This window comes from Nostoc sp. PCC 9305 (genome assembly GCF_963920915.1).
Taxonomy (GTDB): domain Bacteria; phylum Cyanobacteriota; class Cyanobacteriia; order Cyanobacteriales; family Nostocaceae; genus Nostoc.
In genome coordinates, this window is record NZ_CAWUDN010000003.1 from 1 (window position 1) to 13,907 (window position 13,907).

The 13,907-nt window shown below is 43.2% G+C and carries 8 protein-coding genes; 1 reads left to right on the forward strand and 7 read right to left on the reverse strand.

What is annotated here, in order from left to right; genetic code table 11:
* Window positions 1-202: 202 nt before the first annotated feature.
* From ACM0OX_RS01530 to ACM0OX_RS01540, 3 genes are all read right to left on the reverse strand, one after another.
* Window positions 203-1,132, reverse strand: coding sequence for a cation diffusion facilitator family transporter (locus tag ACM0OX_RS01530; RefSeq protein WP_414512493.1), 930 nt, complete (start codon window positions 1,130-1,132; stop codon window positions 203-205).
* A gap of 344 nt (window positions 1,133-1,476) precedes the next feature.
* A complete protein-coding gene (locus ACM0OX_RS01535; protein ID WP_414512495.1) occupies window positions 1,477-2,433 on the reverse strand; it encodes a hypothetical protein in 957 nt (318 codons plus the stop codon).
* Window positions 2,434-2,738: 305 nt separating this feature from the next.
* Window positions 2,739-3,413: a Uma2 family endonuclease gene (locus tag ACM0OX_RS01540; protein WP_414512496.1), complete on the reverse strand. Its 675-nt coding sequence runs from the start codon at window positions 3,411-3,413 to the stop codon at window positions 2,739-2,741.
* Window positions 3,414-3,845: 432 nt separating this feature from the next.
* Between ACM0OX_RS01540 and ACM0OX_RS01545 the strand changes: the two genes are divergently transcribed.
* Window positions 3,846-5,951: a M3 family metallopeptidase gene (locus ACM0OX_RS01545; protein WP_414512498.1), complete on the forward strand. Its 2,106-nt coding sequence runs from the start codon at window positions 3,846-3,848 to the stop codon at window positions 5,949-5,951.
* 152 nt (window positions 5,952-6,103) lie between these two features.
* Here the strand turns inward: ACM0OX_RS01545 and ACM0OX_RS01550 are convergent, their stop codons facing one another.
* The 4 genes from ACM0OX_RS01550 to ACM0OX_RS01565 form a co-directional block, all read right to left on the reverse strand.
* Window positions 6,104-6,904 (reverse strand): DUF928 domain-containing protein, encoded by an 801-nt coding sequence (locus ACM0OX_RS01550; protein ID WP_414512500.1) that lies wholly within the window; start codon window positions 6,902-6,904, stop codon window positions 6,104-6,106.
* 163 nt (window positions 6,905-7,067) lie between these two features.
* Window positions 7,068-9,410, reverse strand: coding sequence for a CHASE2 domain-containing protein (locus tag ACM0OX_RS01555; RefSeq protein ID WP_414512502.1), 2,343 nt, complete (start codon window positions 9,408-9,410; stop codon window positions 7,068-7,070).
* Window positions 9,411-9,593: 183 nt separating this feature from the next.
* On the reverse strand, window positions 9,594-10,562 hold the full coding sequence (locus tag ACM0OX_RS01560; RefSeq protein ID WP_414512504.1) for a DUF1822 family protein: 969 nt from the start codon (window positions 10,560-10,562) through the stop codon (window positions 9,594-9,596).
* Window positions 10,563-10,852: 290 nt separating this feature from the next.
* Entirely contained in the window at window positions 10,853-13,576 is a 2,724-nt protein-coding gene (locus tag ACM0OX_RS01565) for a CHAT domain-containing protein (protein WP_414512506.1), read from the reverse strand.
* Window positions 13,577-13,907 lie beyond the last annotated feature (331 nt).

The window sequence follows — 13,907 nt, forward strand, 5'->3', positions numbered from 1 at the left end:
GCAGAGGCACAGAGGGAACAGAGAGAGGAAAAAAATGCTTAACTGAACTGTATTGGTTTATATAGAGCAATACAGTTCAGATAAGACCAAAACACTTGTAGAGACGGCGATTTATCGCGTCTCGAAAACCCAAAATTTTTGCCAGTAGAGCTTAATTGAACCGTATTGTTATATAGAGATGCGATCGCCAGCAATTAATCTATTATTTCATATCTTGCATTTGCTGATTGCTCGAACGCTCTAACTCCAAATCGTCCCAAGAAACTGGATCTTCTACAGGTTCTAAATGAGTCGTAACGTGAGTTGAAGGTAGCACCCCAAGAATAGCAAGCTCAATTGCCTCGCACAAATCATGCCCTTGTTGCACTGTCCAAGATCCAGGCACAAGAACATGAAAGGAAACAAAGCGACGGGTTCCAGCAGTGCGGGTTCGCAAGGCATGAAACTGGATGTCCTCACGTTTGTACTCGTTAAGAATACTCTTAATTACGTCAATTTCTTTTTTAGGCAAAGCTGCATCCAGTAAAGCGCTACTGGTTTCCCGCAGCAAACGAAATCCTGTCCAAGTAATATTTGCTGCTACTATCAAGGCAACAATTGGATCGAGTACGAGAGTGCCTGTTAGCTTGACGAGTAAGATTCCAACTATCACACCACCCGAAGTCACCACATCGGTAAACAGATGGTGAGCATCAGCCCTGAGTGTAATGGAACGCAACCGTCGTCCTGCCCGTAGCAAGATAAAGGCAACAACGCCGTTAATTGCGGTTGCAAATAGGGAGAGTGCCAACCCTAATCCCAGTTGTGTTAACGGTTCTGGATGCAACAAGCGTCCCCATGCTTCAACAGCAATGCTAATGGCTGCTACTATAATCAACGCACCTTCTGCACCACTAGAGAAGTATTCGGCTTTAGAATGCCCAAAGGCGTGTTCGGCATCGGCTGGTTTCTCAGCATAGGTCAATGCCCATAAAGCAACCAATGCAGCTACGAGATTTACAATTGATTCAATAGCATCTGAAAGCAAACCTACTGACCCTGTTAGCTGGTAAGCGCCAAATTTTATGCCAATAGTGACGATTGCCGCTGCAATCGACAAGAAAGCGTAGGAGCGGGCTGTTCGACGACTCATCTCGGTCACGGATGTAATTACAGTGATTCCGAGTTTAAGAGTACCAAATTTTACTTGAGTTGATCGTCAGCCTTGAAACTTCTAGTGATTGGCAATACGCTTGGGTTAGGGGTTATTAGACATATCCAGAAATTAAATATGTGTTATCCAGAATCCTTTCGCGCCTATTCGGTGGTACAACTAAATATTATCAAGTGGGGAATTTACTCCCATTCCCCAAGAAAAGTGGCGACGCATTTAAATTCGTTTTACGCGCTTGGGTGAAGTGCGAGAAGTAAAGTAAATAATCCATTTCCTACTGCTGGAATACTAATCACTAATCGAAGTCTTCCAATCAGAAAAAACTAAGATTTACTCTTACCTGATTCTTTCTGTGCCGCTTCACTGTATTTTTTATAAAGTTGAGTACGAATCTTAGCTTCTTGATAACGGCTGTGAGTTTTTGGTACCGTACTCATTAAATCTGAAGCTCGTTGCCATTTAGCAGCGATCTCTAACCACTGAGTTGAGGTTGTAGCTGTTTTACCAGATGCAGAAGCTTGGTTGGCAATTCGCACAGATATTTGAAATGGATCGTCAGAAGGCTCAGAAAAGCTATTGTTAGGAGTGCGAGATGGTGTTTGGGCTTTCCTATCGTTAGTATTTTCTGTAGTTAAAGATTTGGAAGTTTCTGGTTGTATTAGGTTTTTAAATTTATTACCTAGCTGGGCATAAACAACCCAACTAAGCAATAACAGCGAACATAAACTAGCTGCTGCTAATATCTTTGTTTTAGGTTTATTTTTGTATTTTTCTTTGTTAATGAGTACTAAAGGGCGAGAGACTTGAGTTTTAGGATAATTTGGTTTTCCTAGTTCAGCTTGAGCTTCTGTGAAATCTTTAATTAATTGCTTTACAATATTTGGCTGAATTAATGTAATTTCCTGTGACCAAAGCAATTGGTTTTCGCGATCGCTATCTATTTCTTTTAACCACAGCAATTGTTGTTCTCGAACAATTCGACTGTTAATTTTAACACGGCGAATGTGACGTGGGGCGATAGACTCAAGAATTTGCTGGATTTGTTCTACCAGGGGAGATTGCTCAAGTTGCTCTACTTTAGCTGCCTCGCACAGAATTTGTAAGACACCATCAGAAAAAATGGCTCTCGTTCTTACACACGACTGGGCTAGCTTTTCGTTCAATAGCTGAATAATCGCCGCAACGCTTCCTTGGTGAGCTTGCCAAGCTATATCGTTTATCCGGTCTACCATCTGAAATTTAGTGATAGCTCTTCCACCCTGACTGATTAACGTATTCATTAATTTAGGGACTCTTTTCTACTGACCTTGATCTTGTCTTCGATTTTACGAGTAAAAAGATGAGTTGCCAAATAATATCATAAATATAGAAATATAGAGCCTTCCTTTGCGGTTTGTAAGGAAGCTCGCTGATGCTCAGTTAATTTGTACGCTTCCACGCCTTGAAAATGTGGAATTCTTCGGTTGAAACTGCGCTTTTTAGGTAACGCCCATGCTGACGGACGAGTCACCTGTTTGACATATTACATTATCGTGTCTTTTTGTGACAGTGCGAAACACCCGCCACATGCGATCGCAAATGTATTTTAGATAGTATCAGGGTCAACGCCAAGCGATCGCAGTTGTTCCTTCAACCTTTCCACCTGTGACTCTGCTTGTTCCCTCGCCAATCTTTCCTGTTTCAGCGCCTCTGCCAACTCCTCTGGAATCAGCAACTTTTCTCCAGTGTCTTCTCGATAAAAACCAATCAGTTGCCCCTCTATTTGCAAGCGCAGCTGCAAAGGTTCACATCGACTATCTGTAATTGGCTCATACACCTCACCTCTGAGCCGATAGCCTTGTAATTGCTCCTCAATCCACTCTCCTTTAGGATCAAATAACCAGTACTCTATTACGCCTAACTGTTCATAGAGCGTCTTCTTGAAGCCCGTGTCCTGGTTTTTAGTACCCTCGGAGGTCATTTCAAAGATTACTACAGGCACTTGTCCCTCTTCCCATATCTTGTAATTATCCCGTCCTCCAGGAGCGACATTAAAAATCACCATTACATCAGGAGCTACCCGTAACCTCGGAAAACCCTGAGCATAATAGAGAAACTGGTTACTCAAAACCGTTGCTTGCCGATCCAGCAAATATTGCCTCAATACTTCTAAAGTTGCCAGTAAAGCACATAGATGAGCATAACTTTCTGCCAAAGGTTCACCATCCGAGCTTGGATAAAAAACTTCTGTTGATTGAGAATTGGGTAAGAGGCTAGTCATAATTAGCCACCTGATTAAGAGGATGGGTGCATTTATATTATCTTAGAGATTTTCCCTAACATTTCTAAAACTGCCGAGTAAACAAAGGGAGCAGAGGGGAGGATTTCCTGCTCAGTTCCCAGTCCCCGACAATATTAGACCTCTTGCAAAAATATATTTTTGCACTCTTAGGGAAAAGGGAAAAGGTTAAAGGGAAAGGATTTTGAGTTTTTTTCCCCTTTTCCCCTTCCCCTTTACCCCGACTTTTGCAAGAAGTCTATTGTTCAAACACCAAACAAAATAGTCATATCGGGATACTTTTGTGAGGAATTATCGTTTTTTTTACCTTTTTGCCACAATGGCAATAATAAATAGCACAGCGATCGTTACATTAGAAGATATATAAATAAAAATCATTGTTGATTTTTTTTCGTTCGCAGTTCACACAAAATCATGAGTGCAAGTACCATTATTTCCGATAATCCCTTACTCCAAGGCACTGGTTTACCTACCTTTACAGAGATTAAACCAGAACGAGTAGTACCCGCCTTCAATCAGTTGCTAGCAGAACTTCACCAGCAACTTGCCACCTTAGAGGCTAATGTACAGCCTACTTGGAGTGGTTTAGTAGAACCCTTAGAAAAGCTGACGGAACGGCTTACCTGGAGTTGGGGGACGGTAAATCATTTAATGGGTGTTAAAAATAGCCCAGAACTGCGCGAAGCTCATGAAATCGTACAGCCACTAGTTGTACAATTTATCAACAAACTCGGTCAAAGCCAACCCATCTACAATGCTTTTAAGGCACTCCGTAGTAGTGATAGTTGGGCAACTTTAGAATTAGCCCAACAGCGCATTGTGGAAGCCGCCATTCGAGATGCAGAACTTTCTGGTGTTGGCTTAAAAGGAGAGGTAAGAGACCGTTTCAACGCCATTCAGATGGAGTTGGCAGAACTTTCTACTAAATTCTCTAACCATGTACTTGATGCCACGAAAGCCTTTAGCTTAACCCTGACAACAAAAGCGGAAATTGACGGTTTACCACCAAGTTTGGTGAGTTTAGCCGCTCAAGCTGCACGAGCCGCAAAAGAAGAGAACGCCACACCAGAAAATGGCCCTTGGCGCATCACTTTAGACTTCCCCAGTTACGGCCCTTTCATGCAGCACAGCACCCGTAGAGATTTGCGTGAACAGCTCTACAAAGCTCATATCACTCGCGCTTCTAGTGGCGATTTAGATAATAACCCGTTAATTGTGCGTATTTTGGAGTTACGGCAAGAACTCGCAGATATACTTGGCTTTAAGAGTTTTGCCGAGTTGAGCCTTGCAAGTAAAATGGCTCCTAATGTTGAAGCAGTCGAAGCACTATTAGAAGAACTACGCCAGGCCAGTTATGATGCTGCTGTCAAAGACTTAAAAGAACTCCAAGCTTTTGCTGCATCACATGGAGAAGAATATCAGGATTTAAAACATTGGGACATCAGCTTTTGGGCAGAACGCCAACGAGAAGCCAAATTTGCTTTTACCGCTGAAGAATTGCGTCCCTACTTTCCCCTTCCCCAAGTTCTAGATGGCTTGTTTGGACTTGTTAAGCGGCTGTTTGGTGTTACAGTAACCCCTGCCGATGGTAAAGCCCCAATATGGCATGAAGATGTCCGTTATTTCCAAATAGCCGATGAAACTGGTTCTCCCATAGCCTACTTTTACTTAGACCCCTATAGCCGTCCAGCAGAAAAACGCGGCGGTGCTTGGATGGATGTATGCATTAATCGTGCCAAAACTGAAAATGGTGCAACTGCTATCCGTTTGCCTGTGGCTTATTTGATATGCAACCAAACTCCCCCAGTAGATGGCAAGCCGAGTTTAATGACTTTCTATGAAGTAGAGACTTTGTTCCACGAGTTTGGTCATGGATTGCACCACATGCTCACCAAGGTTGACTATGCGGGAGCCGCAGGTATCAATAATGTGGAATGGGATGCAGTGGAACTACCCAGTCAGTTTATGGAAAACTGGTGTTATGAGCGACCCACTTTGTTTGGTATGGCTAAACATTACGAAACTGGAGAAGCCCTACCAGAGCATTATTATCAAAAGCTGCTAGCGGCGCGTAATTATATGAGTGGTACTGGTATGTTACGGCAAATTCACCTTAGCAGTATTGATTTGGAACTACACTACCGCTATCGTTCTGGCAGTAATGAAACTCCAGCAGATGTGCGTCATCGCATAGCTAAGACTACTACTGTTTTACCACCACTTCCAGAAGATTCAATGTTGTGTTCTTTTGGGCACATTTTTGAGGGTGGTTATGCAGCAGGCTACTACAGTTATAAATGGGCTGAAGTCCTTAGTGCTGATGCTTTTGCTGCTTTTGAAGAAGCTGGGCTAGAAAATGAAGAAGCGATAAAAGCTACAGGTCGGCGTTATCGGGATACGGTGCTAGCACTCGGTGGTAGCAAGCATCCAATGGAGGTGTTTAAAACTTTTCGGGGTCGCGAACCAAGTACGATCGCTTTGCTCAGGCACAATGGTTTAGTAAGTGCTGCTGCAAACTAAACAACACATCTGTAGAGATGTTGTATTGCAACGTCTCTACATCAATTTTTGCTTATACCAATTCAATTAGTGATTACAACACATCCTTGCGTAAAGACGCGATGAATCGCGTCTCTACAAGTTGTCTATTTTTTGCATTCTTTTTTCCTCGTTTAAGGTGTTCCTGGAAGAACGGGTTCTCCGGCAACATCATCTAAGCGGATGCTGCCTAACAAATTTTGCCACTCTGCTTTCAGGGCTGCATCTTGAGGATTTTGTTGACGCAGTTCAGCTAACGTCGTCAGTGCCTCGTACCATATCCCATTTTGCGCATAGATAACATAGCGTTTTAGAGGTTCAGCCGTTTCTATTTCTTTGACTGTTGGTTGACTCAGGTTAACTCGTTTTATTACCCCTTCAACAAAACTTGGGGGAGCATTCTTTTCCTTGTCACAGTTAATGGTGAAAAACCAACGGTATTGTGTGTCTACTGCTAAACCGGGTGCATTGCTAGGCAAAGAAACGCGGATGACTCCTGGCTTATTTGGGAGAGCGATCGCTTTTTTGTATACTTCGTTATCGTCCTGGTCTTGCAGCACAAATTCAACTGTATATGGGGAATTTTTGGTATATGGCACATAGAAAAACCAACTTGGGTGTTCTACTGTTGTTTGTCCCCAGACATTAATTACAGAGTTAGCTTCCTGAGTAAAGGGCACTAAAGCAGTCAAGTCAATTTTAGGTGTAGGACATCCAGGTTCCCCGCGCTTCGCTCCACCACGAACGCGACCTCCAGGAGGGGAGCCAGCTGGAATTGGAGGTTGATTAAAGGTTTTAGCTTGAGCAAGGATTGTTTTAGTATCAGAGCGATTAGGGGTTGGTTTCGCCAGTACTGGAGTCAGACTAGCTAATAAACTTGTACAGCTAAGAGCTACTACTAAAAACAGTTTTATCGGTTGTGAATTTGAATTCATAGAAACCTGACCTCATAGGATTTTAGATTTTAGATTTTAGATTTTAGATTGGGCATTTAAAAGAGGCAGAGGGGCAGAGGGGCAGACTTACTGCTACTTCTCCTCTGCTCCCTTGCTCCCTTGCTCCCTTGCTCCCCTGCTCCCCTGCCCCTGCTCCCTGCCCCTATTCCCCATTCCCCGTCCGCACTTTTGTTTTTGAATTACTATAAATTGACATCAAAACCCCCATAGCTAACAACGATAAAGCCGACGGTACAAAAGGCACCCAAGCACCTGAAATGAACAGACCAAAGCAAAGTACATACAAAAGGCTAGAAGTAATACCGATTGCCAATGTCAACCAGGGTAACGAAAGTCTGCGCCAAGCCAGGACTCCCCCAATCAAAGACCAGATCCAAATCCAGGCGACCTCAGCCCACCATGACCAAGCCCGCAGCAACGGCCGCCCATCCTGAACTGCACCAAGAATCTGGCTGACCATGTGAGCTTGTACCAGTACTCCTGGCATTTGCTCGTCTAAAGGAATGCCATAAGGTGTAGACCAAGTGTCTGGAGAATCCCCCTTTGCAGTCACACCAATCAAAACAATCCGGTTTTTGATGGCGTTAGGGTTAACCGGACTAGATAAAAATTGCGTTAGCGTTACCTGTTCGGCTATTTCTTTTGAAGAACGATAGTTGAGTAAGATTTGACCGCCATTAGCATCAATATTTTGATAGCCACCAGTACGAGACTTCAGATTTGGAAAAATAGTCTTACCCAACTGCAAATTTCCTTCAGGGGTGAACTTTGTTTGAATTCCTAAAGGGCGCAGATAAAGGGATGCTAGTTGTAAACTAAAGGAATATGGAGTAAAACACGATGATGTCGTCTCTTGATTCATGAACAGAAGATGCCGACGAATAACTCCATCGGGATCGTGAATAAAGTCACTGAATCCCAGATTTCCTGGAGGGATTTCTGGTGGCGGCTTAATACCTTTGATATTTCCTGTGCGATCGCTCCCCTTGCATACGCCAACCAAGTTCTGAGTTTGCTGGAGACGAGTAATTAAATCTGGCTCTTTGGCCTGAAAATCACGGTAGATATCCAAGCCGATCGCGCGGGGTTGGTATTGATTCAGTTTTGCTAAGAGTTTATTGAGAGATTTTTCGGAAATAGAAGCTCCGATCAAGGACTCGCCATTTTGTCTTTGAATTGCTAAATCCTCATCGTCAATTGTAATAATCAACAGTCGCGGATCGAGTCCTTCGGCAGGGCGCGATCGCATCATCAGGTCAAAGGCTTGAATCTCTGGATTTTCTAGCAATCCCACTAATCTCACGCCAAAAACCAAGGCTGTAACTGCCAAGCTGGATAACACAGTTCTCTTAAATTTGCGTCTGTTAGACAAAGGTAAACTTGCTTGCTCTTCCTCTTTAGATTTTGTAGACCTTAATTGATCCCAAGTCGGTGGTATCTGCGCCGGATTTTGGCAAATTACTGGTAGCCAAGTCGCACAAGGAAATCTATCTTCAAGTCCTTGCAAGCGTTCCCGCGCTTGGCGTACCGCTTGATATAAAGACTCGCCACCGGCAAAGCCTTGGAGAAAATACTTTAAGAATTCCTTCGCAACCTGGTCTGGGACGGGTTCGCGCATGACAATTATTTGAGGAATTTGCAAATCAGCCAATTCTCGCGCCAATCCCAATCCATCACAAGAGTTGAATATAGCTAATTGCAAACCATTTTCAATGGCTTTTTTGAGAGCGTACTTTAACTCGCCAATGGTAAGACTATCTGTTCTATTCAGGTAAATTCTTCCACTTTCTCCATTTTTGTTGCTAGAACTGTGTCCGGCAAAGAAAAGAATATCCCAGTTTTTTCCCCAGAGATGGTCAGTCAATTCCTTACGTTGTGGTTCTACCAAAAAGCTCACCTCTGCGTTACTACACTGTTGCAGTAAAGCTCGATCGGCTTGGGTGTCAATCCCCTTACTATTGCCCACAATTGCCAAAATATTGACTAATTGATTGGGAATGCGTGGCTTTTGAATGCGATCGTAAGATGGTGAAGAAAGGGCAATTTCAGCTTTGGGATAGCGTTCTAACAAGTCCCAAAGATGCCAAGGTAATAGCTGCAATTGGCTATTTTCTGTTTGCAGAATCACCCGTACTTCGTCGCTGGAGGATAATCTTTCTAACCATTTTTCCCTCAACGGGCGAAATTCCTCTGCTCGCAGCCAGGTATTAAAGCGTGCCCGCAAAATATGAGAAGCGTTTTCGCAGTCTTGCACCATTGATACATTTGTCACCTGCATTTTGTCAGCATGGAGGCGATAACGATTGCCTATCTGCCGATAACTAGACTGCCAATGACTATAATAGAGCGGCATTTCCGGGAATGAAGGGAGCCTCCCGGTGATTTCGGTTGTAGCACGCTCGTGTTCTTCACCAATTTGGAGGGTGACAGCAAACCCCTGCTCAAAACTACCCTCTCCAAATTTGATCGCCACTAATTTACCCATAACCGTCGCTATTTCCCCATGCAAGATCGTGCCCTGTTCTAATGTCCGATCGCAAGCTTCACAAGCGTCTACAGATTTTAAAAAAAATCCCCAAAAGCTAGCTTGGATTTTTAATTTTTAATTTTCAATTAATGAATTATCACTTAATAAATTACCGACAAAGAAGGAAGATAGCTACATATTTCAAATTCGGAAATATTCGGTAATACTGGTATTATCCAAGGATACCCTAACACTAAATTGCTCTGTAGGTTCCCCACGAAACTGCAACTGAATGTAGTTGTCTAATTTTCTAGATTGAGCATCTAGAAATACTGCTCCTGAACTATCTATAACAGTGAGATGAACTCCTGGTGGCAAATAGATTTGATTTCCAGTGGCGTGCAATTGGAGATGAATACTAGTTTGTTGATCTTTTTCGGGGCTGATTTCTACAATCAACATCACAGGTTGGTTGTGGATTTGGATACCTAAATCAATCACTTTTGCCCGTTTAGTAATTGATTCTGGTTGTTTGAGGGTATCTAATTCCAAAGTTTCAACACTGCGAAAGGCATAAGTTGGCCTGAGTTCCGGCACGTTCCACAGCGATTCAATAGTCTCCCAACCAGTCTCAAATATACCAGCAAACCATTGACTCAAATTCACTAATGAATTAAGTGGGGATTGACGCAGTTCCCAGATGTGGTCAATAAACGCTTCCAATGGTTGCAGTTGCGCTAAAGCAACTGTTTCAGTTGCTACAGTCGGGATAAAACCAAGCAGCCTTGCTTCTTCGAGCGATTCATCAAATTGAACTATTAAATAACCCACCCGTTCTTCCCAAGTTTCTGGAGGAATAAAACACATTTGCTGATGCTGATGGACAGGGCGACACTCCAGACGGCCAATTGAGGGCAGTTCTAAATCAGCGATATCCCCACAAAGGCGCATGATGGGGTTCCAACTGTCACTAGCTTGAAGATCGGTAGGAATATCCATCATCTGCAAGTAGTCATTCACCACCCATACAGCTAAAGTATTCAGCCGGACTTGCTCTGCTTTTTCAAGATTTGGTTGCTGGTTAGCAAATTGCTGGGCAGTTATGCGGGCTGTTTGGGAAATCGGCAATGTTAAAGCGAAATCATCTAGCTGATAGGTGGAGTTATTCATAAGTCAATTTCTAGGGTTCAATGCTGCTATGTATATATCACCCGCATTCAATAAATTTATGCCACAAAACTGAACACTGGAAAAAAAACTGAATACTGGAAAAAGAGAATTGGGGACTGGGGATTAGGTAAAAATATCCCATAAAATTAAAAGATTGTATATTGAAATGATCTGGCAAATAGAGATTTTGAGTATTTATACTTCTATGAAGATAGCTTCAAGCTGCTAAAAGCGGCTTATCAACTAGCAGATAGTTTGTCAAATTTTGAGCGGACAATTTGAGCGTTCAATTACAACCAATTGCCAATCAATACATAGGCAGACCAAAAGCTTGGCGCTCTGTAGTTGGGATGTTTTAGCAGTTGTAGTTGGGCACGATGGACTGCTTCGGCTTTGGTGATTTTGCCACTCTTGAGTTCTCGATAGAAGGCACTAACAAACATCGCTGTTGATTCATCATCAATTTGCCACAGGGAAGCGATGGTACTACGTGCCCCAGCTCGGACAGCTGCTCCTGCTAGACCGAGTGCTGCACGGCTATCTCCTGTTGCTGTCTGGCAAGCACTCAAAACTAGTAACTCTACTACGGTTTTACCCTGACTGCGAAAAAGAGTATCAAAATCTTTGACATTGATCTGACCATCGAAATCTAAAATAAAAGTGTCTTCAAGGCGGGAACTAAACTGACCGTGGGTTGCCAAATGCACTATGTTAAATGAAGCAGCACCAATTTCACTTTCCAAATTCTTTTTCTTAAAATCTCCATCCAGTAGGCTGGTTGTCGAAACTCCTGCTTTCGCAATACCGTCAAATTCAGATTTGATCGCCAGCAATGGTGCAAACTTGGGAAATCCTGGCGGCGGCATAGTTAGTCCTGCGGTTAGCGCTCTTAGCTGCTGTTTTACCAACGGTTTCGGGTCGAGGAGTTGTAGACCGACGCTCAGGGCGATCGCATATTTCTCTACTAAATATTGTTTACCATCGTAGAGAGCTGCCATTGGTAAATTGCGTAATGGCCCATCTAGGACGAACACTAATGTATCGACGCGACTTTGTTGCAGTTGTGACTCAATGGGTTTAAGTAGCCAGTTGTAAACTTCTTGCGATTGGGTTTGGACGATTTTAGTAGCAGTTGGATCGACAAGATTTCTTCGCAGTTCTATTAAGAGTTTCTCTACTTCTCCTTGGGAAATCTTGGTACTGTAGCTTTGCAGAGATTGTGTAGGAATTTTGACAATTACCTGAAGTTCGTCACGAAGAATAATTGGATAAAGGATGGCAGCCTTGGAATTATCTTTCTCTACTACTCGATCGAGGGCTACTTTCTGACCTTGCAGACAAGCTTCCTGAAAGAAGTCGTCTAATTCGGCTAGTTGGAGTGCTTCAATCCGCTCGCGTGCTTTCTCCAATATTTTTTCATTTGGTTTTCCTTTTTGAGATTGCAGCAGTAACTCTACTGACTGGCGGTAGACGGGTTCTACACTGTCTCGGAAGTCAAATTGCACATCTTGGTTCACTACATCTTTATTGACTACTAAATCTCTGCGGAGAGACTCAAGAGTGTCTACAGCAGCATCATAAGCGGCGATCGCACCACTAACATTTTTTTGTGCCCAAAGCAATCTACCTAACTGCCACTCCAAGGCATAGGTAATTTCTGGTGCATTGCTACTCTGTGCCAAAGCTAATCCTTGCCGAGTCAGCTCTTGGGCTTCTGACCACTGTTTGGTTTCTTCGTACAAGCCGCCTAAACTCTTTAGAGCATAAGCCTCTGCCCGCTTGTCTCCTAAACTGCGGGATTGCTGAATGGCACTAGCGAGTAATTTTGCTGAGTCTTTTGTACTTAATCCTGAGTAAAAACTATGCCTGGATGCTTGTAATACACCACTATTGACTTTTGCTAAACTTTGTGAAAAGTTAACCTGAGCGTAAATACTCGCACGGCTGAGGGGAAGTTGCTTGAGGTGGGACTCAATTGACGGCAAAATAGTTTGAACCTTTGCCCATTCTTTATCTTTAATCAGTAGTCCCAGGTGATTGAGTTGTGCTTGAACTTTTGTGAGGGGTGAGGGAGATACTGTGACTGTTTTTTGATAATAGGCGATCGCCTGTTCCTTTTGGTTTTGTTTACGGGCATTATTCCCCAAGCTGAACAGACTAGCCCCAATATCAGCGCTTGATTGGAGATTTTGAGCAATTATCAAACTTTCTTCTAAGGCTTTGCGTGACTTTTTCAAATCGCCCAATACCAAAAGGGCATCACCGAGCGATCGCAAACTCACTGTCTTTTCTAGAGAATCTGGTTGAGATTTTAACGTCTTACTTATTCGATCGAGTGTTTTGAACGCTCGCGGGTAAAATCCTTGGGTGCGCCACGCCTGTGCTTGATTGATTAGCGATCGCACCACGCCACTTTGATTATCTACTTGTTTATAAATTTCTTCTGTCCGCTGCCAAGTTGCCAAAGCCGCCTCGGACTTTCCCATTGCCAATTGCAAACGACCTTGAATATCTAGTGATTGGGCAAATATTTGCAGATTTTGGTTTTTATCCGGTTCTTGGAGTAAATTTAAGCTTTCTGTAATTGCCTGCTGCGCCTGACTCCATGCACCGAGTTGCTGGTAAGCTAAAGAAAGATTACCCAATGTGGCTGCTAGTGCAAGGCTTTCCCCTTGCTGCTTATATATTTGGACAGCCTGTTGTAACACTTCTACAGCTTTGGCAAAGTTGCCATTACTATATAAAACTTTGCCCTGCTGTAGGAGTGAGGCGGCATCAGTGGGCACAGCCAGCGATATTGTACTATTTATTGGCAGTTGGGATAAAGAATTGATTGAGCTAGGAACTTTTGCTAGCACTGGTGAACCGACAATGCATAGCAAAGCGACCAGAAAGTACAAAGGCAAACGTAAAAAGTGAGCTAGAGGGGTGAACCAGCGCGTCCTTGCCGTTTCTCTACTCCTGCTTTTAAACTTTAGAGAATTCGCGCCAAAAATCCTAGTTGTTTTAGCCATAAGCATAACGAGAGGTAGGTGAGAACCAGAAACACATAGGATGAAATATTAGGCTACCAGGGTAATGTTACCATTCCTATCTCTCACCAATCTTTGAGCTTCCACAATAGACTTCTTGCAAAAGTCGGGGTAAAGGAGAAGGGGAAAAGGGGAAAAAAACTCAAAATCCTTTCCCTTTAACCTTTTCCCTTTTCCCTAAGAGTGCAAAAATATATTTTTGCAAGAGGTCTAATTTTCTTATTTATGGCGATCGCAGTGAAACTTGATTAGCTATAGTTAAAAAGCGATCGCTAACCTTAACCAAAAACCCACCGAAACAGTACCAAGTAAA

Excerpts from the sequence above, each read along its gene's own strand:
- ACM0OX_RS01530 (WP_414512493.1), bottom strand. The coding sequence starts at position 1,132 with ATGAGTCGTCGAACAGCCCGCTCCTACGCTTTCTTGTCGATTGCAGCG.
- ACM0OX_RS01535 (WP_414512495.1), bottom strand. The coding sequence starts at position 2,433 with ATGAATACGTTAATCAGTCAGGGTGGAAGAGCTATCACTAAATTTCAG.
- ACM0OX_RS01540 (WP_414512496.1), bottom strand. The coding sequence starts at position 3,413 with ATGACTAGCCTCTTACCCAATTCTCAATCAACAGAAGTTTTTTATCCA.
- ACM0OX_RS01545 (WP_414512498.1), top strand. The coding sequence starts at position 3,846 with ATGAGTGCAAGTACCATTATTTCCGATAATCCCTTACTCCAAGGCACT.
- ACM0OX_RS01550 (WP_414512500.1), bottom strand. The coding sequence starts at position 6,904 with ATGAATTCAAATTCACAACCGATAAAACTGTTTTTAGTAGTAGCTCTT.
- ACM0OX_RS01555 (WP_414512502.1), bottom strand. The coding sequence starts at position 9,410 with ATGGGTAAATTAGTGGCGATCAAATTTGGAGAGGGTAGTTTTGAGCAG.
- ACM0OX_RS01560 (WP_414512504.1), bottom strand. The coding sequence starts at position 10,562 with ATGAATAACTCCACCTATCAGCTAGATGATTTCGCTTTAACATTGCCG.
- ACM0OX_RS01565 (WP_414512506.1), bottom strand. The coding sequence starts at position 13,576 with ATGGCTAAAACAACTAGGATTTTTGGCGCGAATTCTCTAAAGTTTAAA.